The organism is Nonomuraea maritima, assembly GCF_900100395.1.
Lineage (GTDB): Bacteria > Actinomycetota > Actinomycetes > Streptosporangiales > Streptosporangiaceae > Nonomuraea > Nonomuraea maritima.
In genome coordinates this window covers 1-13,801 of record NZ_FNFB01000007.1, presented here as the reverse complement: position 1 = coordinate 13,801, position 13,801 = coordinate 1, and the positions used below count along the sequence as shown (strand labels likewise).

Sequence of the window (13,801 nt, the reverse complement as noted above, 5' to 3'; positions counted from 1 at the left end):
CCCCCTGCGACAGAGAGGCACGACATGAAGATCGTAGTGATCGGCGGGACCGGGCTGATCGGGTCGAAACTGGTGAAGAAGCTGGGAGAGCACGGTCACGAGGCGGTGGCCGCGTCGCCGAACACCGGCGTGAACACCCTCACCGGTGAGGGGCTGCGCGAGGTGCTGGAAGGCGCTTCGGTCGTCATCGACGTGTCGAACTCCCCCTCCTTCGAGGAGAAGGCCGTCATGGAGTTCTTCACGACCTCCACCGGCAACCTGCTCGCCGCCGAGGCGGCGGCCGGCGTCGGCCACCACGTCGCGCTGTCGGTGGTGGGCACGGAACGCCCTCCCGGCAACGCGTACTTCCGCGCGAAGATCGCCCAGGAGCAGCTGATCGAGAAGTCGTCGATCCCGTTCTCGCTGGTGCACGCCACCCAGTTCTTCGAGTTCACCAGGGCCATCGCCGACCAGGCCACCGTGGACGGCGCGGTACGGATGCCGCCGGTGCTCTTCCAGCCGATGGCCGGCGAGGACGTCGCGCGGGCGGTCGGCCGGGCCGCGGTGGGCGCGCCGCTGAACGGGCGCGTCGAGATCGGCGGGCCCGACCAGTACCGGATGGACGAGTTCTTCAGGCAGGCGCTGGCCGGCTGGGGGGACCCACGCCCGGTGGTGACCGACCCGCACGCGCAGTACTTCGGGGAGGAGCTGCTGGAGCGGTCGCTCGTGCCGGACGAGGACGCGCCCAGGGCCGAGATCCACTACCGCGACTGGGCCGCCCAGAACGACCGGTAGGCGTATTTCCTGTAGCGAGGCATCGGGCCGGTGGGTCCGGTGCCTCGCGGCGTTCTGTCTCCGGTGAACCGGATATCCATGCGGCTGACATTATGGCGATTTTCTTTTCGTGACTCATCACACAGATCGCCGGGCGGATTGTTTTCTGCCCCATACATGGCGCAAGCCAGGCGCGGCGTGTGCTTTCTCACACGGCGTCGCTCCTGGCCACGTCACTTCGCTATTCTTCGACCCTCAGCGTCTCGGGGGCCCTGGGGTCGGGTCGGCCGTGGTACGGCCACGGGCTGTCGTCAGTTACGGCGCCTGCGGCGGCGGCGTGCGCTCCGTCCGGTCTCCCCGCCGCTGCCGCGGCCCGGAGGACGAGGGTACGGGTCGAAGGTCGAGAAGCCCGCGAGTCCGAGGTATTGCCTGATCGTCATTGTCTCTCCCGTTGTCCATGTGCCGTTTTTCCGCTTCGGCACTTTTCTCTTAAGGATCCGACACACATGGGAACCGATCGCCTCTGACAAATCTTCCCCGGATAGCCCGGTAGGCGAGTTTTCGCCCAGCCTTTTACCGTCGGTCTACCGAAACGTGCACCTTTTCGGCGATCACGTACACGGGAAAAATGAACCGCGAAGCCCGCGCCCGCAGTGGTTTCCGAGCCGAGAAGCGAGTGAGGCGGCGGCACGACCGCGGTGGAGGCCCGGCCGTCCGGTCTTGGCCTCATCCGTCACATCAGCCGCGCGGGCTCCCCGCGGCCAGGCGGTCGAGCCAGTCGGCGAGCAACGCGCGCTCGTTGCCCGTGAGAATCTCGTCGTCCCTCTTGTCGTGCCGGAGCGCCTCACGCAGGGCGGCCGCCCTGAGGGCGACGTCGGGGGCCGGGGCGGCGGGCTCGGCGTCCGTGGTGGTCACCCGCAGCAGGTGGTCGAGCGCGGTCGTCGCGAACCGCGGGTCGCGACGACCGGGCGGGGTCGCGATGAGCGTCAGCGTGACACCCACGCCCGTCGCGTAGAAGAGCTGCTCCGCCTGCTCAGGCGGGACGGACAGCCGTCCGGACGCCGCCACCCGGGAGATGATCTCCCGCAGCATGTCGCGGGCCGCCTGTCCTGCGCGGGTGCCCTCGGGCGAGGGCGTGCTGCCGAACATGAGGCCGTAGACGGCCGGGTTCGACAGGCCGAACTCCACGTGCAGGTGCCACGTGGAGCGCAGGTCGGCGACAGGGTCGTCGGTCAGCAGCGTCCGCTTCTCGGCGAGGTAGCGCTGGAAGCCGTAGTCGGCGAGCGCGTCGAGGAGCCCTTCCTTGTCGCCGAACAGGCGGTACAGGGTCGGGGCGGTCACACCGGCGGCCGCGCTGACCGCGCGCGTCGACACGGCGTCCCTGCCGCCGCGGGCGAGCATCTCGGCCGCGGCGTGCAGCATCCGCTCACGGGTGTCCGTCGCCCTGGCCATCGCCCCACCTCTTCAGATCTAACTTCGATACGGCTCATTGATACCAGCGGAACGCGTACGTGTGATCCACCGCATCTCTACGTAACGTCGGAACTTACGTTCCCGTACCCTTGATACCGTTCAGCTGTTACCTTGGCTGCGATATCGGCGATATTGCAGCCGCCGAACGGAGAGGACCAGCATGCCGTCCCTGGCGACTTACAGATCCGCGCACATCGACAGCAGTCGGTGGGAGGGATTCCCCTTTCGGGACGGCGACGTCGTGATCAGCACGCGCTCGAAGAGCGGCACGACGTGGATGCAGATGATCTGCGCGTTGCTGATCTTCCAGAGCCCGGAGCTGCCGGAGCCGCTGCCCGCGATGTCACCCTGGCTGGAGCAGACGATCGCCCCGAAGGACGAGGTGTACGAGCGGCTCGCGGCCCAGCGCCACCGGCGGTTCATCAAGACGCACACCCCGCTCGACGGCGTCCCGATGGATCCCCGCGTCACCTACGTCGTGGTGGGACGGCACCCGCTCGACATGGCCGTGTCGCTCTACCACATGTACGACAACCTCGACGGCGAGCGGTTCCGTGCGCTCACGCGCCGGCCCGCGACCGCCACGGCGCCGGAACCGCGACCGTCGTTGCACGACTGGCTGATCGCGTGGATCGACCGGGACGTGCCGCACTCCGACGACCTGAGCTCGCTGCCCGGCGCGATGTGGCACCTGACGGACGCATGGGAGAGGCACCTCTGCCGCCCGAACGTCCTGCTCGTGCACTACGACGACCTCCTCGCCGACCTGGCCGGGGAGATGCGGCGGATCGCGGACGCACTCGACATCACCGTCCCCGAGCACCTCTGGCCGGCCCTGGTCGACGCGGCGACGTTCGGGAGCATGAAGTCGCGGGCGGACCGGCTCGTACCGACCGCCGGGGGACTGCTCAAGGACGTCACGGCGTTCTTCCGCCGGGGCGCGTCCGGCACGGGCAGCGAGGTCCTCACCGAGGAGGAACTCGCCCGCTACGACAGGCGGGCACACGAGCTGGCCCCGGCCGACCTGCTGCGCTGGCTGCACCGCCGGCCGGGCGACCTCCCGAGGTGAGCTCGTGAGCCGGGTGCGGTCCGACACCGAGCGGACGATGGGGGTGATCCTGGAGGCGGCCGAGCGCGTGCTGAGCCGCGATCCGGCGGCCAGCATGGAGCAGATCGCCGAGGCGGCCGGGGTGGCGCGCACGACCGTGCACCGCCGCTTCACCTCCAGGGAGGCGCTGGTCGACGCGATGGCGGTCTGGGCCACCCGCCAGTTCGCCGAGGCGGTGCGGGAGGCGCGTCCCGACACCACCCCGCCGCTGGTGGCGCTCTTCCAGGTGGCGGCGAACGTGCTGCGGGTCGGGCGCGACTGGGGGCTCGTGACGGGCCGGGAGCTGTCGGACGGCCCGGAGATCTCGGAGCTGCGTACGGCCGTCGACGCCTGCTGCGAGCGGCTGCTCGCACGGGCGCGGGAGGCGGGGGTGCTGCGCGAGGACGTCGACGCGGGCTGGGCCAAGGGCGTCTACTACGCGCTGATCCGCGAGTCGGCGCGGTCGCGCGACACCGACCCCGACGTGCTGGCCGCCCGCATCGTCGACACGCTCCTGGGCGGCCTCGGCACCGGTCTGCGCCTGACGTGAGCACGAGTGGACCGGCGCCGAGGCTCCCGGAGAGCCGGCACGGTCACCAGGCGTTGATCTCGCCTTTCCTGCCGCACCGAGGACACGGCCGGTACCGGTGGGACAACACGCCCGAGTAGAGCACGCCGGACCCCTTGCACGTCGGGCACTTCATGAGGGGATGGCGCCTGCCGGAGAAGTAGAAGAGCGCGACGACGACGACCACGAGCGTGATGATCAGGTCCATGGGGAGTCCTTTCCGGTTGACGGGCCGACCGCGCGATCCCACAGCCTGTTGGCGTTGAGGTTTCGCAGGTCAAGGGCTTGGACTGGTCCCTGGCGCGAATGGTTCTGAAGCTTTACCCGCGCGGCCGATCTGTCCGCATGTGGCCCGCGCGGCGGAGCCCCGGGTGGTTCTCCCGCTGGTACCAGGGCATCGCGAAGTGCCTTCTTGTCCTCGTCGCCACATCAATGCGATGGTACGAAAGTCAGACCTGGTATACATCAAGAACCATGCAGGAGCTGGGACTTTGCAAGCGATCGGTTTGTATGAATTCGGCGGACCCGAGGTCCTTCAGGTCGTCGACGTGCCGGAACCACACGCCGGACCCGGCGAGGTCCGCGTACGGGTGCGTGCCGCCGCGGTGAACCCCGCGGACACGCTGCTGCGCAACGGAGGAAACTCCTGGGTGCTCTCCGATGTGCCAGGTCCGTACGTGCCCGGGATGGACATCGCGGGCGTCATCGACGAGATCGGCCCCGGGACGGAGACGGAGCTGTCGCTCGGCGAAGCGGTGATGGCCATGGTCATCCCCATCGGCACGGCCGCGGGCGCGTACGCCGAGCACATCGTGCTGCCGGCGGGCTGGGTCGTCCCAGCACCGGCGGGCATGGACCACGTGGCGGCATCCACGCTGCCGATGAACGGACTCACCGCCCTGCTGGCCCTCGACCAGCTCGCTCTCGCCCCCGGCTCCGTACTGGCCGTGATCGGCGCCGCGGGGGCCCTCGGCGGGTACCTCGTCGAGATGGGCACGCACGCGGGGCTCACCGTGGTCGCCGACGCCGCGCCCGCCGACGAGGACCTCGTCCGCCGCCTGGGGGCGGCCGACATCGTGGCGAGGGGCTCCGGCGTCGCCCAGCGCCTGCGGGCCCGGTACCCGGACGGCGTGAACGCCCTCGCGGACGCGGCGCTGGTCGGCCAGTCCCTGGTCGACGCGATCCGGGACGGCGGGCAGTTCGTCCGCGTCCGGGAGGCCTCCGAGATCCCCGGGGGACACGACATCGACACCGGCGGCCGGGTCAAGCTGCTGGCGCCGTTCGTCCCCGACTACGCGGGGCGTACGGACAAGCTGCACCAGATCCGCGAGTACGCCGAGGCAGGAGTGATCACGCCGCGCGTCGCGGCGACCCTCCCGGCGGCCGAGGCGGCGCAGGCACACCGGCGGCTCGAGGCCGGTGGCGTGCGCGGGCGCATCGTCCTCACCTTCTGACGGCCTGCTGCACCTTCTGACGGCCTGCTGCACCTTCCGGCGGCCTGCTGCACCTTCCGGCGGCCTGCTGTGACTGACGCGGGGACGCTGTTGCGGCCGACGCGGGAACGCCCCCAGCGAGGTGCGTTCCCGCTCGCCCATCTCACCCGCCATCACCCGCCCACCTCACCCGCCACCAGCCATCAGCCCCGCCCCACCATCAGCCTCGGACAATCTTCAGCAAGGAGCGTCATGACCATCGGAGTCGGCATCATCGGAGCGAGCGTCGGAGGCTGGGCGGCGATCAGCCACATCCCCGCGCTCCGCGCGCTTCCCGACTACGACGTACGCGCGATCAGCACCACCCGGCGGGCGTCGGCCGACCTCGCCGCCCGGGAGTTCGGGGTCCCGGACGCCTTCGACAACCCCGCGGACCTGATCGCCGCTCCCGGGGTGGACCTGGTGGTGGTGTCGGTCAAGGTCCCCCACCACCACGCGCTCATCTCCGACGCCCTGGCCGCGGGCAAGATGGTCTACAGCGAGTGGCCGCTCGGCGTCGACTCCGCGGAGGCGGCCGACCTGGCCGCTCGGGCCGAGGCCGCGGGCGTCCGTACGGTGATCGGCCTGCAGGGCGGGTCGCTCCCGGTGATCCGCCATGTCCGCGACCTGGTCGCCGACGGCTACGTCGGCAGGGTGCTCGGGAGCACGCTGGTGGGATCGGCCCTGTCGTGGGGCGCCCAGACCGACACCGCGCACGCGTACGTCTACGACGCCGCCTTCGGCGTGACCCCGTTGACGTCCTCGACGCTGCACGCCATCGAAGCGGTGAACACCGTCCTCGGAGACCTCGCCACCGTGTCGGCCAACCTGGTCACCGGCCGTAAGGAGGTAATGGTGGCCGACAGCGGCGCCACCGTCCCGGTGACGGTGGCCGACCAGGTGTCGGTCACCGGCACCTTCCGCAACGGCGCGGCCTTGTCGCTGTTCTACCGGGGCGGTTTCTCCCGCGGCGACAACTTCCGCTGGGAGATCAACGGCACCGAAGGCGACCTGGTACTGACCGCCCCCGGCATCAACGGCAACCTCCAGGCCCTGGACCTACGACTGCAGGGCGGCCGCGGCAACGACCAGTCGGTCACCGACCTCCCCGTCCCCGACGCGCTCTTCCTCCCGGTCACCCCCGAGCTGCCCTCCACAGCGCAAGGCGTCGCCCACCTGTACGCCCGCTTCGCCCAGGACCTGCGAGAGGGCACGGAAACCGTCCCCGGCTTCACCCACGCCCTGCAGCGCCACCACCTCATCGACACCATCCAACGAGCCTCCCGCACCGGCACCACCCAAACCCTCAACTGACGGCCGGGACCCGACCAGCACCCCCGAGAACCGCTCTCCTAAAGCGGGTGCCGCAGGTTCGAATCCTGCCGGGGGCACTCCTCTCCACCAGGCATTTCAGCCTCTGACCTGCGGCTTCACAGCCGCAGGTCTTCTTCTTATCAGGCCCCGATAGGTCACCGAGAGCACCCGTATGCAGCCGTAGGACCTTGATCAGGGGACATGCGGGGGACGATCTTGCAAGCATTTCCCCAGGTCCCTTTCAGCATTCGGCCTTGAGCTTCCGTCACCGACTGAAGTCGTCCCACTCGACACTCCAGACCAATCCGGGCGATTCGGTTGCTGTGGTACGTAGCGTGACGTCCAATGGCTTCACGTCTTGGGTCCGACCGTGACCGACGCACCCGAAGGAGTCATTCATGACCCGGGAGCAAGTAGAACAGGCGTTACGCCGCACCGAGGAACTCACCGACCAAGCCAAACACGGCCTGGATCGCGCGACTGGGCTCATGGCTCAGAACATCTGGACCGGCCCGGCCGCACAGCGCTTCGCCGACGAGCTGACCGCTCAGCGCCAAGCCCTGCTCCGGGCGTGCGCCGAAGCGGGGGACGAGCTTCGACGGCTGTTGGCCCGCATGCCCGCGGACAGCCCGGGCTAGGCCATGGGTCAGCTTGAGGGCATGGTCCCCGAGGGCGTCCGCAGCTTGAAGGACGCACTGCACCAGGCCGAAGTCTCACTGGACGCCATCGGTGAGGAGCTGTGGGCCATACTCCACAGAGCATTGCTGCCGACCACGACGGCCGACACGATCCTGCGGGCAGGGGCATGGGCGGGAAGCCAGGGCCCTGAGATCAACAAGCGGTTGATCCTTCTGGAACGCGTACAACTGGCCGATCCAGAGCTCTTCGGAGTCGGCAAACCACCGATCTCCGTCGATGAATCCCTGTTCGCGCCCGGAGCGGTACTGCCTACAACAGGAGGCTTCTGGGACCGCGCCGGTCAGGAACTCCAAGCCCGCCTCGACCCGAACCTTAACTCTGGCGACGGACTCTCGGAACAGGTCAAGGGCGCTGTCGAGAGCGTCGTCGGGCTGGGCAAGATGGCGATCGACTTCTCCATCCCGCGGGTCATCGTGGACTCCATGGGCTGGCAACGCGACGTCATCGACCTGGGACGATCCCTGGCCCAGGCCGTCGAGAACCCCGTCGAGTTCGCCAAGGCAGCCCTGGACTGGGAAACCTGGGCGACCAATCCCAATCGGGCGTTCGGCCGCCTCATCCCGGACATCGTGGCGACCACTACCACTGCCGGCTCCAGCAGCGTTGCTTCCGCCGCCACCCGAGCCGTTGGAGCCCTGGGCAAGGCAGCCAAAGCCGTCGTCCCCGGCAAGCCGTCACCCTCCACCGTCCCTCGAACCCCCGGCCCGCATGTCCATGGTGACGGCGCTCCACCGAGCCAGCAGAACATGTCCACGCATCCGCCGGACACAAGTAAGGAGAGCGGTCCGCCTCCAGCCGCGACGAGCAATCCGCCGACGGCAGGCGGGAATCCTCTGGACGATGCCTTACGGCACACCACCAACGCCGAAGGCCGCGCATGGGCGCGCGACAACATGCCGCTACCGGATCTGACCCCTGACGAATTGCGCGCGTTACAGGACTACGGCGGCCCAGGCTACTTGGACATAAATGCCGCTCTTCGTGCGAAAGCTACCGATCCTAACGTGGTCTGGTCGCCCAAACTGACCGACGAAATTGCTGCCATGGACCAGGCCATCGCCAAGTCTCAATTGCCGTCAGACGTGGTACTGCACAGAGGCGTGGGCAAGCATTTCTTGGAGGCAGTCGGAGTCGACATCAACTCGCCCAGAGAAATGCAGCAACTACGAGGACACGTCATCACCGAACCGGGCTACTTGAGCACTAGCGTAGGTCAGCGAGCGGGCTTTGATGGCGATGTCCGTCTAATGTTACGCGCCCCCAAAGGACACGAAGCGATCAACATGTATCCCATCACCAATCTGATCGATGAACGGGAGATCCTCCTGCGCCGCGGCACGTCGTACATCGTGCGTGGTGTGTACCGTAAGAACGGCCAATGGTACATGGAGGCGGACGTTCTACCGGAGGGCTGGAGCAAGCCACCCGACTGGGACGCCCCACCCTCGATGGACGCCGACCTCGGATGGAAAGGACCTTACGTTGACTGAAACCCCGAACCCTCGTTTCTATGACTACGTCACCCCCATCACCGTCTCCAAGAACGACTCCTACGACTACAAGGCCACTGGCCCGGTACGGGAGGCACCCGTGTACGACCGGCACGGACGATTGATCGGAGAAATATGGACCGACGGCCGCCAAGCGGCGGGGTTCACGCTTATCGACGACCCTGAGCCGGACATGGGATATGTCGGCGGAAGCATGGATCGGATCCTCGCCAGAGCTTACAAGGCGGGAATCCCCGCAAGTGAACTCCTCAACCCTGCCCTGTACGCACCGGACTTCGAATTGCGCGTTGCGCCGTAATCCACTGCGGAACCCGTCGAGCCCAACGCAGGGAGGCTAAGGCCGGCACTCAGGACGTGTTCATCCCGCAAGGGACACTCGAAGCCGCAGGCCAACGCTACAAGCCACCCACAATCAAATGGCAAGCCTCGTTCCGGACATGAGATTTGTGATCGACCGGCGGGAACAATTCGTCGCACCGCCTAATCTCCAACGAGGAGAATCCTTTCCTAGCTCGACCTCTCGCCCCTTCGCTTCTGGCCCTCCGCGCGTTCAGAAGGGCTCACAGCCTTTCTGCGCGGAGTTACCGGAATGTGCTGTCGATGCTGGCGCGGCACGTCTGAGACCGGCGATCGATTACGGTTCCCGCGCGGGACTCGCTTCGTCTCTCGCTTCTTGCGATTTGCATCAGGCGTGGCCCTGGGCGTGGACGGCGGCGACGAGAGAGCCTCGGCTGGGCGGGCGCCGATGATCGGCTGAGGCAGTGACACGGTCTCCTCTCTCGGAGGGGCGCTATCAGGGCCCAAGACGTGCGCCCAGAGTCCGAAGCCTGCACAGGTCATGAACCCTGCGATGAGTGCCGGCCTCACGAGACGCCCCCAACGCCGCCAGGGTGGTCGCTCCGGCGGGGTTGGAGTGGAGTACGTTCGCCAGCCAAGAGGGTCCGACTCCTGGACGGAGGAACGCCGTGGCCGAAACGGCATGCCGTACGGCGGACGCCGCAGCGGGCGACCCTCTCCGGAGGATGAAGCCGGGTGCTCGTCGACAGTGTGCATGACTCCCCCTTCGCGCTGCACGTGCATGTCAGGGTGGCGCAGCCCCTCAGCATTGGGCCGGAGCGACGCGGCATGGTGAGCAGCGAAAGCGAAATGGCCCCGATCGGACCGGGGCCAAAGGTAGATAAGGGCTGAACTATGTGCCCAGGGCATCGTGGATCTTGCTGTTGATCTGCTCTTGCTGGCCGTCGATGCACTTGGCGTAGACCCGCAGGAGCACATCAACGCTATGACCGGCGCGCTTCGCGACCTCGGGTGCCGGGACTCCGGCGTTCAGCCAGAGCGAGACTGCAGCGTGGCGCAGGTCGTACGGCCTGGCGGCCAGCGACGAAGCGGCCTGTTCCGGCGTGAGGGCGAGCCTACGAGCTTCCTGCCAAACGTAGGAGTGTGCAGAACTGGAGTAGGTGCCGCCGGTGCCCGTGGCGAAGATCCTGCCGTCCTTCGCGGTTCCGTACTCGGCGATGTGCTCGCGGAGCATGACGACCAGGACGGGCGGGATAGGGATCTCTCGGGTCTCCTTGTCCGCGCGGTGCTTCAGACTACGTGACTCGTGGGTCTCCCCCGAGTTGGTCCAGCGCTTCGTGGCCTGTGGTCGGGCCTTCTCCAGGACGATCAGGCCCCAGCCCGTCTCAGGCAGCTTGCAGTTTCTCAGCCGCAGGTCGGCCGCCTCCTCTGGCCTGAGAGCGGCGTAGTAGATGCAGGCGAACAGCGCTTTGAGCCGGGCGCCGCGCTTGCGGCCCACATTGGGCACGGCATCCAGGAGTTGACGTGCCTGAGCGGGGTTGACCACTGTGCGGGGATCGATCACCGTGACGGCCTTAGGCACCGTCCATTTGATCTCGTCCAGCGGGTTGCTGCCGAAGAGCTTCTGCTCTACTGCGTGCTCCAGCAGGTGATGGAGTAGGGCCCGCTTGCGACGTACCGTATTCGCTCCCGCGGGTGTGCCGGCGAAGGTGACCGAGATGGCGTCGAGAGCCGTACGGAGGACGTGCGCCTCCCCCAGCGCCGACAGCGGTAGGGACGCCCTTTCCAGCCAGCTCAAGGCCGCAGTTTGCGTCGCTGTCAGTGCGGACCGTCGTTTCACGGGAAGCAGCGCGTGAATCCGAAGCACTTCCCGCAATTCCTCCGCAGCCGGACGACGCGGCTCAGCGGCGACCAAGGCAGGAATCAGTGTCAGCAGCGCGTACGCGTCTGTCTCGCGGGTTCGGGCCGCTGAGGCGTTCCAACGCCCCAACACATACGCCTGAGCGAACTCGAAGAACGAAGGACCGATGGACTTGCGAGCGAACATCGACACTGGCAGCCCGCTGGCGATGTCGAACTCCTCCCCCGCCTTCGCGGCCTGGCGCAGGTCCGACATGAAGGCGTTGGCGAGGCCCTTGGTTCGAAAGCTCTTGGACTTCTGCTTGCCCGCGATCCGCCAGCGAGCGACGAACACGGGAGTCTCCCGATCCGTGCGGTGCTGGATTCCGCTGAGCTTCACGTCGTAGGTGGTGTTCATGCCGCCTCCCGCCGCGAGTCGAGCCAGGTCATGAGGTCACTCCGCCAGACGCGGAGTTCGAGATTCGGTAGCTGCACGCAGATCGGCGCACGACCGAGTTCGCGCCAGCGGTAGAAGGTGCGTCGAGAGATCCCGCCCAACTCGGCGAGAACCTGTGGCACGGTCAGCAACTCGTCGCGCCTGGTCATCGGGCACCACCACCCGGGTACAGAAGCCGAGTGCCGGTGATCGCCGCCGCTAGAACTTGCTCTCCGATCGAGAGGCCCTGCCCGGCGTACTGCCAGTGGGCGATGACGAGGACGGTGTCCTCGTCGAAGAGCGGCAGCCGTCCCGTGGTGATCTCCTCGGTGCGCATGTGCTCTTCGCGGGCGGCACGGAGGGCACCGAGGGTGGTGGAGTAGCGGCGGCTCTTGGTGGAGAAGTGGCCTCGGAAGCCGAGCATGTGAGCCCATTGGATGAGCCGCAGATCGGCCAGGCCGGGATCGCCGCCCATGCGCATGCAGGCGGCGATCAACTGGCGGGCGTGTTCGCGAACGGGTAGAGCGTCGAGGTTGTCGAGCGGTTGGATGCGCCGATCGAGGGTGCCGACGCATTCGGCGGCCTTGGTGGCGTACTTGGCGATGTAGGCGGCAACGGCCTGGTCAGTCAGGTCGCCGTCCATGGTGATGCGCCGAGCATCGAGCTGTGTGCCCCAGCGGAACGTGCGGCTCAGCGGTTTGACCTCCGCAGTCACGACAGCCGCGGCATGCTGGACGGCCTGGTCCAGGAGGTCAGCAGTTGCCCAAGCCGGCGGCGGCGAGGACGGGCCGTCAGGCCCATCGAGGCGAATGACGGCATGGAAGTGCACGACGCCGCGGCGCTGGTACTCGGCGACCTTGGCGAAGGCGATGGTGACGTGTTCGCGCAGGGCCTTCACCGTCAGGCCGTTGAGCCTGGCGAAGCGTCGACGCAGGGCGAGGGTGAAGCGGCGCCACAGTTCAGGGCTGATGGCGTTGAACAGCACCGAGCCCTCGTAGTCGTAGCAGTCCGCGCACAGCGGTTCCCCCAGCCGGGGATCGTCGGCGGTGTGCCGTTCCGTGCAGGACATCACCTGCCCGTGTGGGCAGGTCTCGGCATCGCGACGGGCGTGGCACGGCAGAACCCGACCGTTCTTCTCCCGCCTTACGTGGACGGCGCCGAAGGACGGTGCGGTCAGGGTGACGAACAGGCACGGATGCGCGCTGACCGTCTCGGGCACGCCCTTGCCACCGACGAGGCCGGCGCGGACGAGCTGGTACGTGTCGGCGCGGTAGACCTCTGCGCAGGCCGGGCAACGAGAGGCGCGCCGAGTCTTGCAGGCCATGCGCAGAACGCCGTTGGGCTCGTGGTTGGTGCAGTAGCGGTGCAGCAGTTGTCCGTTGGCGGCGTCGTAATGTTCGACCTTGCCGCGTAGGTGGATGGGCTGGCGGCAGCCGCCGGTGCGCTTGATCTGGCTGGCCCAGCGGTCGTAGTTCGGGTCATGGAGTCGGGAGATGATCCCGGCTATGGCGTGTGGGTGGGGCAAGATGGATCCGTCCTATCCGGATGTATCTGGAGTGGGATGGCCCCTCACCTGGCGCGGAACTTGGCGGTTGTGTGGCCAGGTGAGGGGATCTCGGCTATGCGCCGTGGTTGTCGATGCCGGTGCCGTTGCAGTCCCGGCAGGTGTCGCCGTCTGCGTCGATTCCGGCGCCGTTGCAGTTGCAGCAGCGGCAGCGAGTGAGCGGGATCTCGGTGAGGATGTGAGGCCAGCCGGCCTCTTCGGGCGTCATGGTCAGTGGCTCTTGCGCGGTGTGATCGTGACGTAGAGGCGGTAGTTCCGCGGTCGGCTCCTGTCAGGGAAGGCCCGCGACATGGACGTGACGGTGAAGATCTGGCGCAGGTGGATCATGCCGAGGGTGAGTTCGGCGCGGTTGCCTTCGAGTCGGATGCGCATGGCGGTTATCTCCTAGGCGTTGTCGATCTTGATGCAGTCGCGGTAGCTGTCTACGGCGGCGTGCCGGGCACGAGCGGCGGCGAGGATGGCGGTGAACTCGTAGCGGACGGGCCCGAAGTCGATGGCGGTCATGTAGTGGCCGTGGGGCAGATGGTCGGGGTCGATCTCGGTCCCCAACAGAGCGGCGACCTTGTCGACCTCGGCGCACATCTCGTGGTCGGGGCCGTTGGAGGGGAAGGCACGGACGATGACAGGTGCCAGCGAGACCGGTACCTCAGGGCGCGCCTTCAGGAATCCGGCCATGGCGATGAGTCCGGCGATGTGGACTTCCCCTTCTAGCGTGGAGACCTGACCTAAGGAGAAGGTTGGGTCGTGGGAGAGACCAGACGCAGGTTCGATCCAGAGTTCCGTGCGGG

General features: G+C 67.6%; 16 protein-coding genes and 1 tRNA gene. 9 read left to right on the top strand and 8 right to left on the bottom strand.

Going from position 1 to position 13,801, the window contains the following annotated elements; genetic code table 11:
* Positions 1-24: 24 nt before the first annotated feature.
* A complete protein-coding gene (locus BLR04_RS14140) occupies positions 25-774 on the top strand; it encodes an SDR family oxidoreductase (RefSeq protein ID WP_090763997.1) in 750 nt (249 codons plus the stop codon).
* 717 nt (positions 775-1,491) lie between these two features.
* On the opposite strand, the gene BLR04_RS14135 is transcribed toward BLR04_RS14140, so the two are convergent.
* Complete coding sequence (locus tag BLR04_RS14135; protein ID WP_090763994.1) at positions 1,492-2,205, bottom strand: TetR/AcrR family transcriptional regulator; 714 nt, start codon at positions 2,203-2,205, stop codon at positions 1,492-1,494.
* Between the two features lie 262 nt (positions 2,206-2,467).
* On the opposite strand from BLR04_RS14135, the gene BLR04_RS14130 reads away from it, so the two are divergent.
* Complete coding sequence (locus tag BLR04_RS14130) at positions 2,468-3,295, top strand: sulfotransferase domain-containing protein (protein ID WP_218128905.1); 828 nt, start codon at positions 2,468-2,470, stop codon at positions 3,293-3,295.
* 4 nt (positions 3,296-3,299) lie between these two features.
* Complete coding sequence (locus BLR04_RS14125; protein WP_245740245.1) at positions 3,300-3,863, top strand: TetR/AcrR family transcriptional regulator; 564 nt, start codon at positions 3,300-3,302, stop codon at positions 3,861-3,863.
* Positions 3,864-3,906: 43 nt separating this feature from the next.
* On the opposite strand, the gene BLR04_RS14120 is transcribed toward BLR04_RS14125, so the two are convergent.
* The gene (locus BLR04_RS14120; RefSeq protein ID WP_090763989.1) at positions 3,907-4,089 is read right to left on the bottom strand and encodes a hypothetical protein; all 183 of its coding nucleotides are present in this window, start codon (positions 4,087-4,089) and stop codon (positions 3,907-3,909) included.
* A 340-nt stretch (positions 4,090-4,429) separates the two neighbouring features.
* Between BLR04_RS14120 and BLR04_RS14115 the strand changes: the two genes are divergently transcribed.
* The 6 genes from BLR04_RS14115 to BLR04_RS14095 all read left to right on the top strand — a co-directional run bounded on the left by BLR04_RS14115 (position 4,430) and on the right by BLR04_RS14095 (position 9,175).
* Complete coding sequence (locus BLR04_RS14115; RefSeq protein ID WP_245740244.1) at positions 4,430-5,335, top strand: alcohol dehydrogenase catalytic domain-containing protein; 906 nt, start codon at positions 4,430-4,432, stop codon at positions 5,333-5,335.
* A 231-nt stretch (positions 5,336-5,566) separates the two neighbouring features.
* Positions 5,567-6,667, top strand: coding sequence for a Gfo/Idh/MocA family protein (locus tag BLR04_RS14110; RefSeq protein WP_090763983.1), 1,101 nt, complete (start codon positions 5,567-5,569; stop codon positions 6,665-6,667).
* 20 nt (positions 6,668-6,687) lie between these two features.
* A tRNA-OTHER gene (locus BLR04_RS40620) sits at positions 6,688-6,744 on the top strand.
* 321 nt (positions 6,745-7,065) lie between these two features.
* On the top strand, positions 7,066-7,305 hold the full coding sequence (locus tag BLR04_RS14105; protein WP_090763980.1) for a hypothetical protein: 240 nt from the start codon (positions 7,066-7,068) through the stop codon (positions 7,303-7,305).
* A gap of 45 nt (positions 7,306-7,350) precedes the next feature.
* Complete coding sequence (locus tag BLR04_RS14100) at positions 7,351-8,856, top strand: ADP-ribosyltransferase (RefSeq protein WP_218128903.1); 1,506 nt, start codon at positions 7,351-7,353, stop codon at positions 8,854-8,856.
* Complete coding sequence (locus BLR04_RS14095) at positions 8,849-9,175, top strand: hypothetical protein (protein WP_090763974.1); 327 nt, start codon at positions 8,849-8,851, stop codon at positions 9,173-9,175. Before BLR04_RS14100 ends, BLR04_RS14095 begins: the two co-directional genes overlap by 8 nt.
* An 891-nt stretch (positions 9,176-10,066) precedes the next feature.
* On the opposite strand, the gene BLR04_RS14090 is transcribed toward BLR04_RS14095, so the two are convergent.
* The 6 genes from BLR04_RS14090 to BLR04_RS14075 all read right to left on the bottom strand — a co-directional run bounded on the left by BLR04_RS14090 (position 10,067) and on the right by BLR04_RS14075 (position 13,688).
* Positions 10,067-11,431, bottom strand: a complete 1,365-nt coding sequence (locus BLR04_RS14090; protein ID WP_090763971.1) for a tyrosine-type recombinase/integrase — start codon at positions 11,429-11,431, stop codon at positions 10,067-10,069.
* The gene (locus tag BLR04_RS14085) at positions 11,428-11,619 is read right to left on the bottom strand and encodes a helix-turn-helix transcriptional regulator (protein ID WP_090763967.1); all 192 of its coding nucleotides are present in this window, start codon (positions 11,617-11,619) and stop codon (positions 11,428-11,430) included. The genes BLR04_RS14090 and BLR04_RS14085 overlap by 4 nt, the downstream gene beginning before the upstream one ends.
* The gene (locus tag BLR04_RS14080) at positions 11,616-12,974 is read right to left on the bottom strand and encodes a replication initiator (protein ID WP_245740243.1); all 1,359 of its coding nucleotides are present in this window, start codon (positions 12,972-12,974) and stop codon (positions 11,616-11,618) included. Before BLR04_RS14080 ends, BLR04_RS14085 begins: the two co-directional genes overlap by 4 nt.
* A 94-nt stretch (positions 12,975-13,068) precedes the next feature.
* On the bottom strand, positions 13,069-13,221 hold the full coding sequence (locus BLR04_RS41295; protein ID WP_218128901.1) for a hypothetical protein: 153 nt from the start codon (positions 13,219-13,221) through the stop codon (positions 13,069-13,071).
* A 2-nt stretch (positions 13,222-13,223) separates the two neighbouring features.
* Positions 13,224-13,385, bottom strand: coding sequence for a hypothetical protein (locus BLR04_RS40615; RefSeq protein ID WP_176903076.1), 162 nt, complete (start codon positions 13,383-13,385; stop codon positions 13,224-13,226).
* A 12-nt stretch (positions 13,386-13,397) separates the two neighbouring features.
* Positions 13,398-13,688 (bottom strand): hypothetical protein, encoded by a 291-nt coding sequence (locus BLR04_RS14075; protein WP_090763961.1) that lies wholly within the window; start codon positions 13,686-13,688, stop codon positions 13,398-13,400.
* Positions 13,689-13,801: the final 113 nt, after the last annotated feature.

Bases quoted from the DNA above. Each gene is read 5' to 3' on its own strand.
- BLR04_RS14140 (WP_090763997.1), top strand. From the start codon at position 25: ATGAAGATCGTAGTGATCGGCGGGACCGGGCTGATCGGGTCGAAACTG.
- BLR04_RS14135 (WP_090763994.1), bottom strand. From the start codon at position 2,205: ATGGCCAGGGCGACGGACACCCGTGAGCGGATGCTGCACGCCGCGGCC.
- BLR04_RS14120 (WP_090763989.1), bottom strand. From the start codon at position 4,089: ATGGACCTGATCATCACGCTCGTGGTCGTCGTCGTCGCGCTCTTCTAC.
- BLR04_RS14110 (WP_090763983.1), top strand. From the start codon at position 5,567: ATGACCATCGGAGTCGGCATCATCGGAGCGAGCGTCGGAGGCTGGGCG.
- BLR04_RS14105 (WP_090763980.1), top strand. From the start codon at position 7,066: ATGACCCGGGAGCAAGTAGAACAGGCGTTACGCCGCACCGAGGAACTC.
- BLR04_RS14090 (WP_090763971.1), bottom strand. From the start codon at position 11,431: ATGAACACCACCTACGACGTGAAGCTCAGCGGAATCCAGCACCGCACG.
- BLR04_RS14085 (WP_090763967.1), bottom strand. From the start codon at position 11,619: ATGACCAGGCGCGACGAGTTGCTGACCGTGCCACAGGTTCTCGCCGAG.
- BLR04_RS41295 (WP_218128901.1), bottom strand. From the start codon at position 13,221: ATGACGCCCGAAGAGGCCGGCTGGCCTCACATCCTCACCGAGATCCCG.
- BLR04_RS40615 (WP_176903076.1), bottom strand. From the start codon at position 13,385: ATGCGCATCCGACTCGAAGGCAACCGCGCCGAACTCACCCTCGGCATG.
- BLR04_RS14075 (WP_090763961.1), bottom strand. From the start codon at position 13,688: ATGGCCGGATTCCTGAAGGCGCGCCCTGAGGTACCGGTCTCGCTGGCA.